The sequence below is a fragment of the Streptomyces sp. MGP-P1 genome, assembly GCF_057766565.1.
In genome coordinates this window covers 59,093-78,142 of sequence record NZ_JBYMEM010000004.1, presented here as the reverse complement: position 1 = coordinate 78,142, position 19,050 = coordinate 59,093, and the positions used below count along the sequence as shown (strand labels likewise).

At 71.3% G+C, this 19,050-nt stretch carries 16 protein-coding genes and 3 pseudogenes; 8 read left to right on the top strand and 11 right to left on the bottom strand.

Annotated elements, in window-relative coordinates:
- Positions 1-54: 54 nt before the first annotated feature.
- The 4 genes and pseudogenes from AC3CH1_RS08090 to AC3CH1_RS08075 all read right to left on the bottom strand — a co-directional run bounded on the left by AC3CH1_RS08090 (position 55) and on the right by AC3CH1_RS08075 (position 3,712).
- A complete protein-coding gene (locus tag AC3CH1_RS08090) occupies positions 55-1,122 on the bottom strand; it encodes a hypothetical protein (protein ID WP_488462291.1) in 1,068 nt (355 codons plus the stop codon).
- A 100-nt stretch (positions 1,123-1,222) separates the two neighbouring features.
- Positions 1,223-2,190 (bottom strand): annotated as a pseudogene (locus AC3CH1_RS08085) (ABC transporter substrate-binding protein).
- Between the two features lie 64 nt (positions 2,191-2,254).
- Positions 2,255-2,929 (bottom strand): ABC transporter permease, encoded by a 675-nt coding sequence (locus tag AC3CH1_RS08080; RefSeq protein ID WP_488462290.1) that lies wholly within the window; start codon positions 2,927-2,929, stop codon positions 2,255-2,257.
- 3 nt (positions 2,930-2,932) lie between these two features.
- Positions 2,933-3,712: an ABC transporter permease gene (locus tag AC3CH1_RS08075; protein WP_488462289.1), complete on the bottom strand. Its 780-nt coding sequence runs from the start codon at positions 3,710-3,712 to the stop codon at positions 2,933-2,935.
- 228 nt (positions 3,713-3,940) lie between these two features.
- Between AC3CH1_RS08075 and AC3CH1_RS08070 the strand changes: the two genes are divergently transcribed.
- The gene (locus AC3CH1_RS08070; protein ID WP_488462288.1) at positions 3,941-5,161 is read left to right on the top strand and encodes an ABC transporter ATP-binding protein; all 1,221 of its coding nucleotides are present in this window, start codon (positions 3,941-3,943) and stop codon (positions 5,159-5,161) included.
- A 13-nt stretch (positions 5,162-5,174) separates the two neighbouring features.
- On the opposite strand, the pseudogene AC3CH1_RS08065 reads toward AC3CH1_RS08070, so the two are convergent.
- Positions 5,175-5,515 (bottom strand): annotated as a pseudogene (locus AC3CH1_RS08065) (esterase); the annotation flags it as partial.
- A gap of 153 nt (positions 5,516-5,668) precedes the next feature.
- Here AC3CH1_RS08065 and AC3CH1_RS08060 point away from each other — a divergent pair.
- From AC3CH1_RS08060 to AC3CH1_RS08035, 6 genes and pseudogenes are all read left to right on the top strand, one after another.
- A pseudogene (locus tag AC3CH1_RS08060) lies at positions 5,669-7,509 on the top strand (phosphatidylglycerol lysyltransferase domain-containing protein).
- A gap of 23 nt (positions 7,510-7,532) precedes the next feature.
- Positions 7,533-8,393: a dihydropteroate synthase gene (folP, locus tag AC3CH1_RS08055; RefSeq protein ID WP_488462287.1), complete on the top strand. Its 861-nt coding sequence runs from the start codon at positions 7,533-7,535 to the stop codon at positions 8,391-8,393.
- The gene (locus tag AC3CH1_RS08050; RefSeq protein WP_488462286.1) at positions 8,390-8,863 is read left to right on the top strand and encodes a nuclear transport factor 2 family protein; all 474 of its coding nucleotides are present in this window, start codon (positions 8,390-8,392) and stop codon (positions 8,861-8,863) included. The genes folP and AC3CH1_RS08050 overlap by 4 nt, the downstream gene beginning before the upstream one ends.
- A 187-nt stretch (positions 8,864-9,050) precedes the next feature.
- On the top strand, positions 9,051-9,410 hold the full coding sequence (gene folB / locus AC3CH1_RS08045) for a dihydroneopterin aldolase (protein ID WP_018959729.1): 360 nt from the start codon (positions 9,051-9,053) through the stop codon (positions 9,408-9,410).
- Positions 9,407-10,018: a 2-amino-4-hydroxy-6-hydroxymethyldihydropteridine diphosphokinase gene (gene folK, locus AC3CH1_RS08040; protein ID WP_069756206.1), complete on the top strand. Its 612-nt coding sequence runs from the start codon at positions 9,407-9,409 to the stop codon at positions 10,016-10,018. Before folB ends, folK begins: the two co-directional genes overlap by 4 nt.
- A 165-nt stretch (positions 10,019-10,183) precedes the next feature.
- A complete protein-coding gene (locus tag AC3CH1_RS08035) occupies positions 10,184-10,672 on the top strand; it encodes a DUF3180 domain-containing protein (protein ID WP_488462285.1) in 489 nt (162 codons plus the stop codon).
- 65 nt (positions 10,673-10,737) lie between these two features.
- On the opposite strand, the gene folE is transcribed toward AC3CH1_RS08035, so the two are convergent.
- The 6 genes from folE to dacB all read right to left on the bottom strand — a co-directional run bounded on the left by folE (position 10,738) and on the right by dacB (position 18,379).
- The gene (folE, locus tag AC3CH1_RS08030; protein WP_018959732.1) at positions 10,738-11,343 is read right to left on the bottom strand and encodes a GTP cyclohydrolase I FolE; all 606 of its coding nucleotides are present in this window, start codon (positions 11,341-11,343) and stop codon (positions 10,738-10,740) included.
- Positions 11,344-11,504: 161 nt separating this feature from the next.
- Positions 11,505-13,565, bottom strand: a complete 2,061-nt coding sequence (ftsH, locus tag AC3CH1_RS08025; protein WP_488462284.1) for an ATP-dependent zinc metalloprotease FtsH — start codon at positions 13,563-13,565, stop codon at positions 11,505-11,507.
- A gap of 182 nt (positions 13,566-13,747) precedes the next feature.
- Positions 13,748-14,287: a hypoxanthine phosphoribosyltransferase gene (hpt, locus tag AC3CH1_RS08020; protein WP_488462458.1), complete on the bottom strand. Its 540-nt coding sequence runs from the start codon at positions 14,285-14,287 to the stop codon at positions 13,748-13,750.
- A gap of 97 nt (positions 14,288-14,384) precedes the next feature.
- Positions 14,385-15,497 (bottom strand): tRNA lysidine(34) synthetase TilS, encoded by a 1,113-nt coding sequence (tilS, locus tag AC3CH1_RS08015; protein WP_488462283.1) that lies wholly within the window; start codon positions 15,495-15,497, stop codon positions 14,385-14,387.
- Between the two features lie 186 nt (positions 15,498-15,683).
- Positions 15,684-16,820, bottom strand: coding sequence for a zinc-dependent metalloprotease (locus AC3CH1_RS08010; RefSeq protein ID WP_488462282.1), 1,137 nt, complete (start codon positions 16,818-16,820; stop codon positions 15,684-15,686).
- A gap of 59 nt (positions 16,821-16,879) precedes the next feature.
- Complete coding sequence (gene dacB / locus AC3CH1_RS08005; RefSeq protein WP_488462281.1) at positions 16,880-18,379, bottom strand: D-alanyl-D-alanine carboxypeptidase/D-alanyl-D-alanine endopeptidase; 1,500 nt, start codon at positions 18,377-18,379, stop codon at positions 16,880-16,882.
- A gap of 86 nt (positions 18,380-18,465) precedes the next feature.
- Here dacB and AC3CH1_RS08000 point away from each other — a divergent pair, with 86 nt between their 5' ends.
- Positions 18,466-18,960, top strand: coding sequence for an inorganic diphosphatase (locus AC3CH1_RS08000; protein ID WP_018959738.1), 495 nt, complete (start codon positions 18,466-18,468; stop codon positions 18,958-18,960).
- Positions 18,961-19,050: the final 90 nt, after the last annotated feature.

The window sequence follows — 19,050 nt, the reverse complement described above, 5'->3', positions numbered from 1 at the left end:
AAGGGCAGCTCGACGCGTCAGAGGCCCGGGGCCTTCCCCCGGGCGCTCGGGCTCTCAGACCGCGCCGCGCAGTTCCGCCACCTCGATCTGCTCGGTCTCGTCGTGCGCGGTGAGGTCGATGACCTTGCCCACGGCCCGGTTGTCGACGGCTCCCGTGCGGTGGGCGGCGAGCGCCTCCTCGCCGACGACGTCCGCGAGGTCCTCGTTCTGCACGGACTCGATCGCGGCGTTCACCTTCTCGGTGCTCTGGGCGTGCTGGGCGCCGAAGAAGTCGAAGTTGCCCTGGGGTGCCAGGTGGCGGCGCGCGGCGTACGGGACGACGGCCGAGGCGCCCGGGATCGCGCGCGGCACGGGCGCCGGCGTCTTGGAGGCGGGGGCCTTCACGCTCGGGAGCGCCGGGGCGGGCAGGGGGGTGGAGGGGCGGCGGTGCTGGTGGTCCCGGTGCTCGCCCGCCCCGGGGGCCGCCGCGTGCTTCCCCCGCGGGCCCTCCCCCTCCGTGTCGTGGTGCCGGTCGTCGACGGCCGGCTGTCGCTTCCGGGCCGCCTCCACCGTCCGGCGGGTCTCTTGGAGCGCCGCGTTGCGTGTGAGGTTCATCAGGGCCTCGTCCGCGCGCCGGTACGACTCGGGGGTCGGCGTGGACCGCGCGGGCAGCAGCTCCTTGGGGGCGGCGGCCTCGATGGCGAGCTGCCTGCGGCCCTCCAGCGCGCTGGCCCGCTCGGTCTCGGCGTTGGCGTAGCGGCGCAGCAGTCCGGCGTGCTCCCCGCGCAGCCCCGCGAGCTCGACGCGCTTGCGGCGGAGCTTGGTCTCCAGACGGGTGCGCAGCTCGCGCGACTCCTCCAGATCCTGCTCCAGCTCGGCTATCCGCTCCTCGGCCCGCCATTCGTCACTGGCGCGGGCCCGGGTCAGCTCGGCGACCCGCAGTCCCGCCGCCCGGTCCCAGCTGCGCATCAGATACGCGCCGGTGACGGCGGCGGCCGCCACGGCGGCCACCAGGCCGCGCAGGACCAGGGGTTCGGCCAGGAGCCAGGCGCCGGCGGCACCGACGACCGACACTCCCGCCACCACGGAGGGGGGCAGGATTCTGTGAAGGGGTGGGGAATGGCGGTGGCGTCCACGTGGCATGGCCTGAAATTTACCGTGTGTACGCGCCACTTGGGGGCCGCTCGGCAATCTGTTCCCCGCCGGTTACCTCGCGGCCCCCGAAATGTCCTTTGCCCGAGCCCTACTTCTTGATGAGCCCCTTCGACTCCAGATACTCCTTGGCCACGTCTGCGGGCTTCGCGCGCTCGGCGTCGACCTTGCGGTTCAGCTCCGCGAGATCCTCCGTGGTGAGCGCGTCGGTGAGCTTTCCGAGCGCGTCGGCGATCTCCGGGGCGCCCGCGTCCTTGGCATTGAGGACCGGCAGGACGTTGTCGGCGTTCTGCAGCTTCTTGTCGTCCTCCAGGAAGACCAGCCCGTCCAGCACCGCGTCCGTGGTGGTCGTCAGGACCAGCTCGACCTTGCCGTCGCGGACGGCCTGCTTGGACTGCGGGGTTCCGACGCCCTTGGGGTCGATACCCGTGACGTCGATGCCGTACGTCTTCTTCAGACCGGGTGCGCAGAACGGCCGCACCTCGCACTCGTCGCCCGCCGCGATCTTCACCTTGAGCTTCGACTTTCCAAGATCGGAAAGGGTCGTGAGCTTGTTCTTCTCGGCGAATTCCTTCGAGACCGCGAAAGCGTTCTGGTCGACGGCCTTCCCCGCCGGGAGCACCTTGAGGCCCAGCGGGCCCGCGAGCTTCTCCAGCGCGGCGACCGTGGCGTCGGCGTCCGGGGAGGCGAGGGGGCGCCCTGGGCCTTCTCCGCCCCGTTCACCTTGGCGTTGAGGAATTCGGTGATCGTCGCGGCGTATTCGGGGACGACGTCGATCTCACCCTTCTCCAGCGAGGGCTCGTACAGCTCGCGGTTCTTCACCGTGGTGACCGAGGTGTCGTACCCGGCGTCCCCGAGGATCTGCGCGTACAGCTCGGCGAGCACCTTGGACTCGGTGAAGGAGGCCGAGCCGACGACGAGGGAGCCCTTCTTGCCGTCGCCGCCCGAGGAGCCGGAGCCCTTCTCCTGCTCCAGGCTGTCGCCGCCGCAGGCCGCCAGCGACCCGGCCAGCGCCACCATGCCGACGACCGCTCCCGCTATCCGCGAGGTTCTGCTCATGTTCTGTTCTCCGTCCGAACTGAAAAAAGGTGACCAAAGGAAAGCTGGGGGCCGCCGGGCCCCGTCACGCGGGCCGGCGGCGGCGCAGCGGTGACAGCAGCCGGTCCAGGCCCACGAGCACCCCTTCCACCAGCAGGGCGAGTCCCGCGACCAGGATCGCGCCCGCGAAGACCTGGGCCGTGTCGTAGGTGTTGAACCCGGCGGTGATGATCCGGCCGAGACCGCCGAGGCCGACCATCGCGGCGATCGACGCGGTGGCCACGACCTGGACGGCGGCGGACCGCAGCCCGGTCATGATCATCGGGTAGGCGAGCGGCAGCTCGACCCGGACGAAGAGCTGCCCGCCCGACATTCCCATGCCGCGCGCGGCCTCCACCACGGCCCGGTCCACCTCCCGCATCCCGACGTAGGCGTTGGTCAGCAGCGGCGGCACCGCGAAGAGCACCAGCGCGATGATCGTGGGCCAGTAACCCGAGTTGCGCAGGGGCGTGACCATGAACAGGGCGAGCACCGCGAAGACCGGGACGGCCCGCCCCACGTTGGAGATGTTCACCGCGAGCGCACCGCCCCTGCCGATGTGCCCCAGATACAGGGCGAGCGGCAGGGCTATCGCGCAGGCCACCGCGAGGGCGACCCCGCTCACGTACAGATGCTCGCCGAGCCGGTGCGCGGCCCCGCCGTCGCCCGACCAGTTGGCCCCGGTCGTCAGCCAGGTCCAGGCATCGCCGATGACTCCCACGGGTCAGCCCGCCTCCACCTTCGCCGGGGCGGGCAGGCCCGCCGGTCCGCCCGGTCCGTCCGGGTCGGTGCGCCCGGCCTTGTCCACCCCGGACGGACCGGGCGTCCGGGCGTGCCCGGATATCCGGGTCCAGGGCGTCAGCAGCCGCTGGAGGCCGAGCAGCAGCAGGTCCGCCGCCAACGCGAGCAGCACGCACAGGACCGAGGCGGCGAGCACCTGGGCCTTGAAGAAGCTGGGCAGCGCGTCCTCGATGAGATTGCCCAGGCCCCCCTTGCCGACGAGCGAGCCGACCGTGGTCAGCGCGACCGTCGACACGGTGGCTATCCGCAGCCCCGCCATCACCGCGGGCAGCGCCAGCGGGAGCTCCACCTCCCACAGCAGCCGCCCCGGCCCGTATCCCATGCCGCGGGCGGCGTCCCGGGCCTCCTCGGGCACCGCTTCGAGCCCGGCCAGGATGTTGCGTACGAGGATGGTCAGCGAATAGAGCACCAGGCCCGTGACGACGAGCGCGGCCGACAGCCCGAACAGGGGCAGCAGCAGCGAGAACATCGCCAGCGAGGGCACGGTGTAGAGCACGGTCGTCAGCCCGAGCACCGGCCCGGCGAAGCGCCGGCCCCGGCGGGCGAGCAGCGCCAGCGGAAAGGCGACCGCGAGCCCGATCAGCACCGAGACCACCGTGATCCCGATGTGCTGCACGGTCGCGTCGGTCAACTCCTGGCTGCGGGAGCGCAGATACTCCCCGCAGATCCAGTCGTTCGTCACCAGGCAGTTCTGCTCGGCCATCCGCCCCCCACCTCCTGCTTTCGCTCGTGCCCCGGAATCTCGCCCGGATCGCGCCGGGTCCTCCCCGGGATCGCGCCGGGGTCTTCCCCTGATCGCGCCGGGTCCTCCCCCGGTTCGCCCCGGATCGAACTGATGACTGGCGAGCCTATCCTCGACCACTGACAATCGCGGAGGCTGTCGCATTCCGGCAACACGCCCTTCACAGAACGCCCTCCACAATGGGGAACCATGATCCGTTTCGAGCACGTCACCAAGCGTTACGCAGACGGCACCACCGCCGTCGACGACCTTTCCTTCGAGGTCGCCGAGGGTGAACTGGTCACGCTCGTCGGACCTTCCGGTTGCGGCAAGACGACCACGATGAAGATGGTGAACCGGCTGATCGAACCGACCGAGGGTGGGATATTCCTCGACGGGGACGACATATCCACCATCGATCCCGTGGAACTGCGCCGCCGGATCGGCTATGTGATCCAGCAGGTGGGACTCTTCCCGCACAAGACGGTGCTGGAGAACACCGCGACCGTTCCCCATCTGCTGGGCTGGAAGCGCGGAAAGGGACGCGAACGCGCCGCCGAACTCCTCGACCTCGTCGGACTCGACCCTTCCGTTTACGGCGACCGCTATCCGGAACAGCTTTCCGGCGGCCAGCGCCAACGCGTCGGCGTGGCCCGCGCATTGGCCGCCGATCCGCCCGTCCTCCTGATGGACGAGCCTTTCGGCGCGGTCGATCCGGTCGTCCGCGAACGGCTCCAGAACGAATTCCTGAAACTCCAGGCCCAGGTGCGCAAGACCGTGTTGTTCGTCACGCACGACATCGAGGAGGCGGTCCGCCTGGGCGACCGGATCGCCGTCTACGGCCAGGGCCGCATCGAGCAGTTCGACTCCCCCGCCACCGTGCTCGGAGCCCCCGCGACCCCGTACGTGGCCGACTTCGTCGGCGCGGACCGCGGGCTGAAGCGGCTCTCGGTGACGCCCATCGAGGAGAGCGACCTCGACCAGCCGCCGGTCGTCCACCTCGACGACCCGCTAACCACGGCCACCGAACGGCTCAGGTCCCAGGGCGCGCGCTGGGCGGTCGTCCTGGACGGCCGGGACAACCTCCACGGCTGGATCCCCGCCGACGCGACCTCCGACGCCACGGCCGGCACGGCGACCACCGGAGCCGGAGCACCGGCCACCGCCAGGGGCACCGTCCGCGAACACGCCCGTCGGATGGAGGCCTGGCTCCCGCTCGGGGCACCCCTCAAGCAGGCCTTCGCCACCATGCTCCAGCACGACGCGGGCTGGATCGCCGTCATCGACAAGGAGAGCGAGGGGCGCTTCCTCGGCGTGCTGACCCCCGCCCGGCTCCACGAGGCCCTGCGCCGCTCCATCGACGCGGACGCCCAGGACGTACCGCGCGCCGAGGTCGCCGTGGAGACGGTCGCGACGATCCCCGCCCCCTGAGGGCGCTCCCCCATCAGTTCCCGCTGAGCCGGGCGCTCAGCCACTCCAGGGCCGGCGGGATCTCCCGCCGCCAGGTCGTGAAGTTGTGCCCGCCGCTGTCGAGCACGATGGAGGACACCTTCGCGGGCGCCCTCACCTTCTCGATGAACTCCATCGTGCTGCCCAGGTTGTCCTCGCCCTCCCGGTCCGTCGTCACCGGGAAGGAACCGCCGGACGGTGGCCGGTTCTCCAGAGTCCACATCAGGTCGGCGCGGTCACGCAGCTCCCGCTTCCCGTGGAACAGGTCGCCCGTCGTCGGGGGTCCTCGGCCGCCTTGTAGTACGCGGAGAGCCCGTCGCTCGCCGCGTACCGTTCTTTTCTCCGTGATTCCTTACGCGGGCCGGATGCGGGAAATTTCCGGAATGTGGGTGAACCCGCGCTCCCCCGCCCCCGTCCTAGAGGGCGCACATCGTCCGTGGGGCTCCAGCCGACGGACTCCACGAATCTCTCGCGAAGCCACGGGAAGCGATGTCTGTCACGCCAGATGGGGACAAGTCGGTATCGGTTCCGCAGCGCGTACGCCGGTTGCTCCACGGACCGCGCCCCGAATCCGTACCCGCGCTCGTCGGTACCGCCTGCACCGTCGTCGGGCTGATCGACGTCGCCGCCGGGGTCTTCCCCCGCTTCCGGCACAGCCGGACGCACACCCTCGCCGAGGTGCTCCCCGGGGCGCTCGGCCCGTTCGCCGCCGCCCTCTCGCTCAGTGCGGGCATGCTGCTGCTCCTGCTCGCCCACGGGCTGAAGCGGCACAAGCGGCGGGCCTGGCGCGCGGCGGTGGTCCTGCTGCCCGCGGGGGCCGTGGCCCAGTTCGCGTACCGCCACTCGATCGTCGGAGTGCTCGTGTCGCTGGCGCTCTGCTGGCTGCTGGTGTGCCGCCGGGACCAGTTCAGGGCGCTGCCCGACCCCCGTAGCCGCTGGCGCGCGCTCGCCAACTTCGTGCTGCTCGGTGCTGGTTCGCTGGGGCTCGGGCTGATCATCGTCAGCGTCCGCCCCGGCCGGGTCGTCGGCGACCCGTCCATCGCCGACCGTCTCCAGCACGTGCTGTACGGCCTGTTCGGCGTCGAGGGTCCCGTCGGCTACACCGGGCGCACCGGCTGGACCGTGGCCTACTCGCTGGGCGCGCTCGGCCTGCTCACCGCCGTCACCACCCTCTACCTCGCCCTCCGCCCCGAACACCCGGTCGCCCGCCTCACCGAGGACGACGAGAGCCGGCTGCGGGCCCTCCTGGAGCGGCACGGCGGCCGGGACTCGCTCGGCCACTTCGCGCTCCGCCGTGACAGGGGCGTCGTCTTCTCCCCCAGCGGCAAGGCCGCCGTCTGCTACCGGGTCGTCTCCGGGGTGATGCTGGCCGGCGGTGACCCCATCGGTGACGTGGAGGCCTGGCCGGGCGCGATCGAACGCTTCATGGACGAGGCGCAGGCGCACTCCTGGACCCCCGCCGTGATGGGCTGCAGCGGGACCGGCGGCCAGGTCTGGACCCGCGAGACCGGCCTCACCGCCCTGGAACCGGGCGACGAGGCGGTGGTGGACGGGGCGGATTTCTCCCTCGCCGGACGGGCCATGCGGAACGTGCGCCAGATGGTCGAGCGCATCGAACGGAACGGCTACGCGACCCGGGTCCGGCGGGCACGTGACATCGGCGACACCGAGCTGGACCGGATCCGCCGCGCCGCCGCCGACTGGCGCGGCGCCGACACCGAACGCGGCTTCTCCATGGCGCTGGGCCGGATCGGCGACCCGGCCGACGGCGCCTGCGTGATCGCCACCGCCCATCCGACCGGCTCCGGTACGGAGAACTCCCCTCACGGCGACCTGAAGGCGGTCCTCCACTTCGTCCCCCGGGGACGGGACCGGACGGCATGTCCCTGGAGCTGATGCGCCGCGACCGCTCGGCCGACCCCGGCATGAACGAGCTCCTGATCGTCGCCTCCCTCCAGGCCGCCGGGAGGCTCGGCGTCGCCCGGGTCTCGCTGAACTTCGCGATGTTCCGCTCCGCGCCGGCCCGCGGCGAGCGGCTCGGCGCGGGACCGGTGCCGCACTGCTGGCGGGGGCTGCTGGTCTTCCTCCCCCGCTGGTTCCAGATCAAGTCGCTGTACAGGTACAACGCCACGTTCAAGCCCCGCTGGGAGCCCCGCTTCGTGGTCTTCCGCACCAGCCGCGACCTGCCCCGCACCGGGATCGCGGCGATGCGGGCGGAGGGCTTCGTGAACCTCTCGCCGCCCCGCCCGTTCCGCCCCCGCCGCCCGCGCCCGTGCGGCCCCACGCCTCCCCCCGCCCAGGAGCACGGGTACGCGCGGCGTGACGGGTGACGTGACGGGCCTAGTCTGGTCGTATGAGTACGTCACGCACGCGGGGCACGGTCCGAGGGCTGCCGGAGTGGGACCGCTGCGCGGTCATGGGCGTCGTCAACGTGACGCCCGACTCCTTCTCCGACGGCGGCCGCTGGTTCGACACCGCGGCCGCGGTCAAGCACGGTCTGCACCTGGTGTCCGAGGGCGCGGACCTGGTGGACGTGGGCGGTGAGTCGACCCGCCCCGGCGCCAGCCGGGTGGACGAGGCCGAGGAGCTGCGCCGGGTCGTGCCCGTAGTGCGGGGGCTGGCCTCCGAGGGCGTCACCGTCTCCGTGGACACCATGCGCGCCCGCGTCGCCGAGCAGGCCGTCGCCGCCGGGGCCGCCCTGGTCAACGACGTCAGCGGCGGCCTCGCCGACCCGGACATGATCCCGGCCGTCGCCGCCGCCGAGGTCCCGTTCGTCGTGATGCACTGGCGCGGCTTCAGCGAGTCGATGAACAGCCGCGCGGTGTACGAGGACGTGGTCGCCGAGGTCCTCGCCGAGCTGCGGCAGCGGATGGACGCGGTCGTCGCGGGCGGCGTCGCCCCCGAGCGCATCGTGATCGACCCCGGCCTCGGCTTCGCGAAGGACGCCGCCCACGACCTGTCGCTCGTCGCGCACCTGGCCGGCCTGCACACGCTGGGCCGCCCGCTGCTGGTGGCCGCCTCCCGCAAACGTTTCCTCGGGCACGTCCTGGCCGGGCCCGGCTCGGCCCCGCCGCCCGCCCGCGAACGCGACGCGGCGACCGCGGCCGTCTCGGCGCTGTCCGCGTCGGCCGGAGCCTGGGCGGTCCGGGTCCACGAGGTACGGGCCACCGCCGACGCCGTCCGCGTCGCCCGCGCGGTCGAGGGCGCCGCGTGAACGAGGAACACGCACGGGCCGCCGCCGACATCGCGGAGGTCGAGGCCGCCAACACCGCCTTCTACGAGGCGCTGGAACGCGGCGACCACGACGAGCTGTCCGGCCGGTGGCTGCCGGGCGAGGACCTCACCGTCTCGTGCGTCCACCCCGGCTGGCCGGTGCTCACGGGCCGCGGAGACGTACTGCGCAGCTACGCCCTGATCATGGCGAACACCGAGTACATCCAGTTCTTCCTCACCGACGTCAACATCGCGATGACGGAGGACACCGCGCTGGTCACCTGCACCGAGAACATCCTCAGCGGCGGCCCCGCCGAGGAGGGCAACGCGCTGGGGCCGCTCGTGGGCCAGCTGGTCGTCGCCACGAACGTGTTCCGGCGCACCGCCGACGGCTGGAAACTCTGGTCCCACCACGGATCGCCCGTCCTGACGGAATCCGATGAGGACGACGACGAGGAAACACCTTCCTGAGTGGGTACGGGACCCATAGGGGTTGGAACCGACGACCACCGGGTAGGGGCGGCTACCAGCCCGAAGGCGCTGTCGGCGGCCCCACGGGCGAGCGCTGTCGGTGCTCGCGGGTAGATTCGGAAGAAGGCACCTCGCCGCCCGCACGCGGCCGGGTGCCTCTCGACCAACGACAGCAGGAGTGATTCGCGTGGATCGTGTCGCGCTGCGCGGCCTCAAGGCCCGTGGGCACCACGGTGTCTTCCCCCGGGAACGGGAGGAGGGCCAGACCTTCATCGTCGACCTGGTGCTCGGCCTGGACACCCGCCCCGCGGCAGCCACCGACGACCTGGCCCGCACCGTGCACTACGGCGTGGTGGCCGAGGAGGTCGTCGACGTGGTGACCGGCGAACCGGTCGATCTGATCGAGACGCTCGCCGAACGCATCGCCCAGCAGTGCCTGAAGCACGAAGGCGTCCAGGAGGTCGAGGTCGTGGTGCACAAGCCGGACGCACCGATCACCGTCCCCTTCGACGACGTGACCATCACCATCATCCGGAGCCGAGCATGACTGCATTTTCCACCGAAGGGCAGAGCGACCCGACCGTACAGCCGGTTCCGACCGCCGTCGTCCGGCAGGTGGACGCCGCCGACGTCACGCTCTCCAACCCCAAGATGGCCGTGATCTCCCTCGGCTCCAACCTGGGCAATCGGCTGGAGACCCTCCAGGGGGCCGTCGACGCCCTGGAGGACACCCCGGGCCTCCGGGTCAAGGCCGTCTCCCCGGTGTACGAGACGGAGCCCTGGGGCGTCGAGGCGGATTCCCAGCCCTCGTACTTCAACGCCGTCATCCTCGTGAAGACGACGCTGCCCCCCGCCTCCCTGCTGGAGCGCGGGCAGGCCGTCGAGGAGGCCTTCGACCGGGTCCGCGAGGAGCGCTGGGGTCCGCGCACCATCGACGTGGACATCGTGGCGTACGCCGACGTCCTCTCCGACGACCCGGTGCTCACGCTCCCGCACCCGCGCGCCCACGAGCGGGCCTTCGTCCTCGCCCCGTGGCACGACATCGACCCCGAGGCCCAGCTGCCCGGCGCCGGCCCGGTGGCCCAGCTCCTCGCCGAGGTCGGCCGCGACAGCGTCCTGCCCCGTGCCGACCTGGAACTGCGCCTGCCGGAGTAATCGTTGGGGTCTGTCGTTTGGATCAGGCCGGATCAGGGAGCGGGGTCCGGTGCGTGCCGGGCCCGCGAGCCCGGCATGATCCAAACGACAGGCCCTAAGCTCGACGGACGGTGGTCCGGCACACGGCCGGACCGGGCACAGGCGACGCGAAGGGCGGCTCACTCGGTGAAGCAACTACGGCTCGGGGTACTGGCGGGCCTCTTCGCCGCCGCCGGTGTCCTCTCCTGGGGCGGGGCCCGCCTCTGGGACTCCCTCAGCACCCTGCCGAGCGTCCCGCTGGCCGCGTCGATCGTGCTCGCCGTGATCGCGGTGATCCTCCTCGCGACCGCCCTCTCCACCCGCACCCGCCTGCGCGCCCAGCGCGAACGCCGCCCCGGCGCCAAGGGGGTCGAGCCGCTGTTCGCGGCCCGCGCGGTCGTCTTCGGGCAGGCGAGCGCCCTGGTCACCGCCCTCGTCGCCGGTATGTACGGCGGCACCGGCGTCTTCCTCCTGAGCTACCTCGACATCCCGCCCCGCCGCGACCAGGCCATCTACGCGGGCGCGGCGGTGGTGGCCGGCATCGCGGTCATCGCGGCCGCGCTCTTCCTGGAACGCGTCTGCCGCCTCCCGGAGGACGGCAACGACCACGACGGCACGGGCACGGCGGCAGCGTAGACGGATACGGGCGCGGCGGCCGCTCCACGCGACTGCCGCGCCCGTCTCGCGCGTTCGGGAGAGCGTCAGCGCGCCATGATGAGGCTCATCGCCTCGGCACGGGTCGCGGGGTCCCGGAGCTGGCCGCGGACCGCGGAGGTGAGGGTCTTCGCCCCGGGCTTGCGGATACCGCGCATCGACATGCACATGTGCTCGCACTCGATGACGACGATGACTCCGCGGGGCTCCAGGATCGACATGAGGGACTCGGCGATCTGCGTCGTCAGCCTCTCCTGGACCTGCGGGCGGCGGGCGTAGACGTCGACCAGCCGGGCGAGCTTGGACAGGCCGGTGATCTTGCCGGTGGAGGCGGGGATGTAGCCGACGTGCGCGACGCCCCTGAACGGCACCAGGTGATGTTCACACGTCGAGAACACCTCGATGTCCTTGACCAGCACCATCTCGTCGTGACCCAGGTCGAACGTGGTCGTCAGGACGTCCTCGGGCTGCTGGTACAGGCCCGCGAATATCTCCTTGTACGCCCGCGCCACCCTCCCCGGCGTCTCCCGCAGGCCCTCGCGGTCCGGGTCCTCCCCGACGGCGATCAGCAGTTCGCGTACGGCCGCCTCGGCCCGCTTCTCGTCGAACTCGCCGATCGAACCCTGGCCGTCCAGCGTCACCGGGTCGGTCATCTGTGCCTCGTTCCTCTGTGCTGTCCCGTGCGCGGGTTCGCGCTCAGACCTCGCAGGCATACGGAAAAGCCGCGCCCCCACAGGCTAAAACCTGGGGGGCGCGGCATCCATTCCGGGACCGGGTCGGCCCCCGTGACGGGGGTCTCACCGGAGTCGGTCCGTCACTGGCTCTCGGGACGCTCCTCGGGAATCACCTCGGTGGACGGGGCGATGTCCTTCGTCAGGTCCGTCGGGGCGATCTCCGGCGGGGTGGCCGAACCGTTGGCGACCGATGCGCCGTTGGTGAGGGCCAGCTCCTTGGGAGAGAGCACCGGGGGCCGCGTCGACGGGGTGCGTCGGGCGGATCCGGTCCATGCCGGTCGGGCGGGGCGCCGGACGAGCGGGGCGAAGATCTCCGCGATCTCGTCCTTGCCCAGCGTCTCCTTCTCCAGCAGTTCGAGCACCAGGGCGTCGAGGATGTCGCGATTCTCGACGAGGATCTCCCACGCGTCGTTGTGGGCGGTCTCGATGAGCTTCTTGACCTCCTCGTCGACCAGTGCCGCGACCTCTTCCGAGTAGTCGCGCTGGTGGCCCATCTCGCGGCCCAGGAAGGGCTCCGAGTTGTCGCCGCCGAACTTGATCGCGCCGAGGCGCTCCGTCATGCCGTACTGCGTGACCATCGCGCGGGCCGTCGCCGTGGCCTTCTCGATGTCGTTCGCGGCGCCGGTGGTCGGGTCGTGGAAGACCAGCTCCTCGGCCGCACGCCCGCCCAGCATGTACGCCAGCTGGTCGAGCATCTCGTTGCGGGTCGTGGAGTACTTGTCCTCCTCCGGGAGCACCATCGTGTAACCGAGGGCGCGACCGCGGGAGAGGATCGTGATCTTGTGGACCGGGTCCGACTGGGGGGAGGCCGCCGCGACCAGGGCGTGTCCGCCCTCGTGGTACGCGGTGATCTTCTTTTCCTTCTCGGACATGATCCGGGTCCGCTTCTGCGGGCCCGCCACGACGCGGTCGATGGCCTCGTCGAGGCTCTCGTTGTCGATGAGCTTCTTGTTGCCGCGCGCCGTCAGGAGCGCGGCCTCGTTGAGCACGTTCGACAGGTCGGCGCCGGTGAAGCCGGGCGTGCGTCGGGCGACGGCGCCGAGGTCGACGCCCTCCGCCACGGGCTTGCCCTTCTGGTGCACCTTGAGGATCTCCAGGCGGCCCTGCATGTCCGGGCGGTCGACCGCGATCTGCCGGTCGAAACGTCCGGGGCGCAGCAGCGCCGGGTCGAGGATGTCCGGGCGGTTCGTGGCGGCGATCAGGATGACGCCGCCCTTCACGTCGAACCCGTCCATCTCGACGAGCAGCTGGTTGAGCGTCTGCTCGCGCTCGTCGTGACCGCCGCCCATGCCGGCGCCGCGGTGGCGGCCGACGGCGTCGATCTCGTCGACGAAGACGATCGCCGGGGCGTTCGCCTTGGCCTGCTCGAAGAGGTCGCGCACCCGGGAGGCGCCGACGCCGACGAACATCTCGACGAAGTCGGACCCGGAGATCGAGTAGAACGGCACGCCCGCTTCGCCGGCGACGGCGCGTGCGAGCAGCGTCTTGCCCGTACCGGGCGGCCCGTAGAGCAGGACGCCCTTGGGGATCTTGGCGCCGACGGCCTGGAACTTCGCCGGCTCCTGGAGGAACTCCTTGATCTCGTGGAGTTCCTCGACCGCCTCGTCGGATCCCGCCACGTCGGAGAAGGTCGTCTTGGGGGTGTCCTTGGTGATCAGCTTGGCCTTGGACTTGCCGAACTGCATGACCTTGGATCCGCCGCCCTGCATCTGATTCATCAGAAACAGGAAGACGACCACGATGAGGACGAAGGGCAGCAGCGAGAGGAGGATCGAGACGAACGGGGACTGCTTCGACGGCGAGACGGTGTAACCCTTCTCGATGTCACCGTCCTCGAACTTCTGCTGCAACGTGTCGGCGAGCTCGACGCCCTGGTTGCCGATGTAGCTCGCCTGGAACTTGCTGCCGGACTCGCCTTCGAGCTTCTGGCCCTTCTTCAGCTCGATCTTGAGGATTTGTTCGTCACCGGTGGTCAGCTTGGCCTGCTCCACCTGGTTCTTGCTGATCGCCTGGATCACCTTGCCGGTGTCCACCGTCTTGTGGCCGCCGGACGAGCCGACGACCTGCATCAACACGACCACGGCGAGGACGGCCAGCACGATCCACATGACGGGCCCACGGAAGTATCGCTTCACGTCCATCCATACGGAGCGAAGATGCCCCGTCCCTCCTGCCCGTAGGTAAATGCTGCTGTTTGAAAAGACTGTTCTTCGGACGGTACCCCAGCATCGTCACCAGCGACTGCCGGGTACGACGGAGAAACCTGCTTTCGCAGCTTCAACGGCCCGAGGGCGGCGAGGGTTCCCCAGCGGATCGGCCGGGGTCAGCCGCCGTAGACGTGCGGGGCGAGCGTGCCGACGAAGGGCAGGTTGCGGTACTTCTCCGCGTAGTCCAGCCCGTAGCCGACGACGAACTCGTTGGGGATGTCGAAACCGATCCACTTCACATCGATCGCGACCTTTGCGGCATCCGGCTTGCGCAGCAGGGTGCAGACCTCCAGCGAGGCCGGTTCCCGGGAGCCCAGGTTGGACAGCAGCCAGGACAGCGTCAGACCGGAGTCGATGATGTCCTCGACGATCAGGACGTGCTTGCCCTTGATGTCGGTGTCGAGGTCCTTGAGGATCCGGACGACGCCGGAGGACTCGGTGCCGGCCCCGTACGAGGAGACGGCCATCCAGTCCATCGTGACGGGGGTGGACAGCGCGCGCGCCAGGTCCGCCATGACCATCACCGCGCCCTTGAGGACGCCGACGATCAGCAGGTCCTTGCCCGCGTACTCCGCGTCGATCTCCGCGGCCAGCTCGACGAGCTTCGCGTCGATCTCTTCCTTGGTGAGGAGCACCGACTGAAGGTCGGTACCCATGTCCTTCTCGTTCACCCACGTCTCTTTCTCTGCCTGCCGGCCCGGGAAAGCGCCCGGGCCGGGCCGGCTGTTCGCCTGCACTTCAGCCGCTTGCGCGTCAGCTCTGCCGAATGACCAGTCTGCCACCCTGCCGCATCGCCTCGACGCGGCCGGGCAGGTTGATGGCCCGCTGGCCGCGCCAGCCGGTGATCAGGCGGTCGACTTCTTCGAGGTGCCGGGCGAAGAGGGAGCCGGCGGGCGCCCCGGCCTCGATCAGTGCGCGGCGCAGCACCCGGCGGCGTACCGCGGGCGGCAGGACGTAGAGCTTGGCGCACTCCAGGCGGCCGGTCTCGTCCCGTACGGACAGCTCGGCCTCGGCGGCCCAGGTGTCCAGGGCGTCGGCGTCGTCGCGGGAGAGCTGGGCGGTGCGGGCGAGGGCTTCGACGACGCCTTTGCCGAGCGCCTTCTCCAGCGCGGGCAGGCCTTCGTGGCGGAGCCGGGAGCGGGTGTAGGCGGGGTCGATGTTGTGCGGGTCGTCCCAGACGGGCAGGGACTGGACCAGGCAGGCCTTGCGGACGGCCTGCCGGTCGAGCTGGAGGAAGGGGCGGCGGTAGCGGCCGGCCGGCCCGGAGGCGGCTGCCATGCCGGAGAGCGAGCGGATGCCGGAACCGCGGGCGAGGCCGAGGAGGACCGTCTCGGCCTGGTCGTCGCGGGTGTGGCCGAGCAGGACGGCGGCGGCGCCGTGGCGTTCGGCGGCGGCGTCCAGCGCGGCGTAGCGGGCGTCGCGGGCGGCGGCCTCGGGGCCGCCCTCGCGTCCGACGTGCACGGCGACGGCCTCGACGGGGTCGAGGTCCATGGCGGTGAGCCGGGTGACGACCTCGGCGGCGCGGAGACCGGACCCCGACTGGAGGTTGTGGTCGACGGTGATGCCGCCGGCCCGGACGGCGAGTTTGCGGGCCTCGAACGCGAGGGCGGAGGCGAGCGCCATGGAGTCGGCGCCGCCGGAGCAGGCGACGAGGACGAGCGGGGTGGCGGGCCGGTCGGGGAGAGCGGTCCTGCCCGCGGCGCCGGCTTCGGCATAACGGGAGTGGGAGTGGGCGGCGTGCGCGGGGCGCCTCGCCGCGTCGGCCGGCCGGTCGTGGTCGGCGTGCCGGTGGAATTCGGTGAGTACGTCGTGGAGTACGCGGCGGACCGCCAGGCGTATCGCCGCGACCGCAGGATGGGGACCCATGTCCGGTGCCCTTCGTGGAGTTCGGGAGGAGCGTCGAGCGCCGGAACGCGTGAGTCCCGTCACTCAGAGTGCGTCGATGGTGACAGAGGCAAGCTGTTCATCGAGCATTGCACGCCTTCCCATGCCCCTACGGTCCCTCGGATGGGTGATTGGCGGACCAATATGGCTCCCCGGACCGCCCGACGGTCAGGATTCGGCCTTACGGTGCACCCGCGCGACCCAGTCGGCGGGCTTGGCGATCTCGGCCTTGGTCGGGAGGGTGTTCGGTGAGGTCCAGACGCGGTTGAAGCCGTCCATGCCGACCTCGTCGACGACCGATCGTACGAACTTCTCGCCGTCCTTGTACTGCCGGAGCTTGGCGTCCAGGCCGAGGAGCTTGCGCAGGGCCTGGTCGAGGCGGCCGGCGCCCTGGGCGCGGCGCTGCTGGAACTTCTCGCGGATCTCGGAGACGGAGCCGACGACGTCGGGGCCCACGCCGTCCATCACGTAGTCCGCGTGCCCTTCGAGGAGGGACATGACGGCGGTGAGGCGGCCGAGCACCTCGCGCTGGGCTGGGGTCTGGACGATGTCGACGAGGCTGCGGCTGTCGCTCTCACCCTGTTCGCCCTCGGGGCGTCCGGCGCCGGAGAGGGACTGGGCGGCCTCGCGGAGGCGCTCCAGGAAGGTCATCGGGTCGACGTCGGTCTCGTCGAGGAACGTCTGGATCTCGCCCTGGAGGTGGTCGCGCAGCCAGGGCACACCGGTGAACTGGGTGCGGTGGGTCTCCTCGTGGAGGGCGACCCAGAGCCGGAAGTCGTGCGGGTCGACGTCCAGCTCGCGTTCGACGTGGACGATGTTGGGGGCGACGAGGAGCAGCCGGCCGCCGCCGTCGGCGGAGGCGGGCAGGTCCCTGGTGGCCGGGGCGAACGTCTCGTACTGGCCGAGGACCCGGGAGGCGAGGAACGAGAGCAGCATGCCCAGCTCGACGCCGGTGACCTTGCCGCCGACCATGCCGACGACGGCGCCGCCGGGTCCGCCGGAGCGGCGGCTCTCCATCTTGGCGAGCAGCGGGCGCAGCAGTTCGCGGAAGCCGGCGACGTTGGCCTTGATCCAGCCGGCCCGGTCGACGACGAGGACGGGGGTGTCCTCGGGTTCGGTCCCCTCGGGGATCATCCGGGTGAAGAGCCGGACGTGTTCCTCCGAGGCCTTGGCATGCCGCCGCAGCTCCGCGACGACGGCGCGGGCCTCCTCGCGGCTGATGTCGGGACCGGGCCGGACCAGCCGGGTCGCGGTCGCCACCGCGAGATTCCAGTCGACCATCTGGGCACCACCGATGCTCGTCATGCGTCAACCGTACGTGAGCCCGTCGCCCGGTGGTGGGGTCTTGCACCGCTCTTCGGGGGTTACTCGGCCGCCGGGCGGGCGAGAGCGGTGGCCAGGGCGTCGAGGGCTGGTTCGGCCTCGGTCGCGGAGCGGCTGCCGGAGGCGAGGAAGGCGAAGGCCAGCAGGCGGCCCCGGGGATCGACCACGGTTCCGGCGAGGGAGTTGACGCGGCTGAGGGTGCCGGTCTTGGCGCGGATCAGGCCGGTGCCTTCGGAGCCGTCCCCGTAGCGGTCTCCGAGGGTGCCGCTGAATCCGGCGATCGGGAGGCCGGTGAGGACCGGGCGCAGTCCGGGGCGGTCGGGGTCGGCCGCGCGGGCCAGGAGGGTGGTGAGGAGAGCGGGGGTGACCCGGCCCGCGCGGTCGAGACCGCTGCCGTCGGCGAGGTGGGCCCCGGTCACCGGGACTCCCAGCTTCCTCAGTTCGTTGGTGACGGCGCGGCGGGCTCCGGCGAAGTCGGCGCTCTCGCCCTTGGCGATGGCGGTCTGCCGGGCGAGTGCCTCGGCGATGTCGTTGTCGCTGTTGGTGAGGGTGCGCTCGACGAGGGCGGCGAGCGGGGCCGAGCGGTGGGTGGCGACGGTGCGGGCCCCGTCGGCCGGGCGGGCCTCGCGGGGGGCGCCGGTGACGTCGACGCCGGCCTTCTCCAACTGTGCGGCGAAGGCGCGGGCGGCGTCGCCGGCGGGGTCTTCGGTGCGCTTGGCGGGGCCGCGGTCCGTGTCGTTCAGGCGACCCTCGTTGACCATGAGGGCGGTGACGGGGGCGATGTTGTCGTTGGGGCTGATCGGGTGGAGCACGGGGCCGGTGTAGCGGGAGATGTCGTACGTGAGGCGTACCGGGCCCGCCGGGTCATCGCCTTCGTCCCCGTCGTCCTCGCGGAGGGCCTTCGCCGCGTCGGCGGCCATCGAGCGCAGGGCCGCCCTGCTCAGCGTGGGGTCGCCGCCGCCGACGAGGGTGAGGGTGGCCGCGTCGGGGGAGAGCGCGGCGGTGGTGGCGATGCGGTGGTCGGGACCCAGGACGGAGAGCGCGGCGGCGGTGGTGGCGATCTTGATGGTGGAGGCCGGGGTCATCGGGGCGGTGGCGCCGGTTCCGTACAGCTGCTTGCCGGTGGCGGTGTCGATGACGGACGCGGCGACCCTGTCGCCGAGTCCGGGCGCGCCGATGAGCGGGGCGAGGGTGTCGCGGAGCGCGGCGGCGTCCCTCGGGGCGTCGTGCGTGGCGGTGCCGAGGGCCGGGAGGACGGCCGGGGCGCTGGGGGCCGGGCGGGGGCCGTCGGGCGTCGGGCGGCCGTGATGTGCGCCACCTGTTCGGTCCGCGGTGACTGCCAGTGCCCGCTCGGCCTTACGCTGACCGTTGTCCCAGGGGCCGGCGGCGAGGACGGCGCCGGCAGCGACGACCAGGCCGAGCGTTGCGGAGCCTGCGATGACCTGCCAGGTGTACGACCCGTTGTGTCTGTTCTTCAGGACCTTCAGCCTGCCCCACGGGTCCGACGGGCGCAACGACGGTCTTTCCACCGGCTCGGCCACCGTTGACCAGCCCCTTTCGCGAGCACTCTTCTGCGTGGGGGACACTTAATCACCAGTCGTATGTGTTGATCATGGAGGAGCCACCCGTGGAGTTCGACGTCACCATCGAGATCCCGAAGGGTTCGCGGAACAAGTACGAGGTGGACCACGAGACCGGTCGGATCCGTCTGGACCGTCGACTCTTCACCTCGACCAGCTACCCGGCCGACTACGGCTTCGTCGAGAACACCCTCGGCGAGGACGGCGACCCGCTGGACGCGCTGGTCATTCTGGACGAGCCGACCTTCCCCGGTTGCCTCATCAAGTGCCGCGCCATCGGTATGTTCCGGATGACCGACGAGGCGGGCGGCGACGACAAGCTGCTCTGCGTCCCGGCGTCCGACCCGCGGGTGGAGCACCTGCGCGACATCCACCACGTGTCGGAGTTCGACCGCCTGGAGATCCAGCACTTCTTCGAGGTCTACAAGGACCTGGAGCCCGGCAAGTCCGTCGAGGGCGCCGACTGGGTCGGCCGTACCGAGGCGGAGGCCGAGATCGAGGCCTCGTACAAGCGTCTTGAGGCGCAGGGCGGCGCGCACTGACGTCCCTCTTCCGGTTCCGTTTGTGAGCCGGGCGGCCGTCTCGGAACGGGCGGTACACCTTCACGGGTGTGCCGCCCGTTTCGCTGTCCG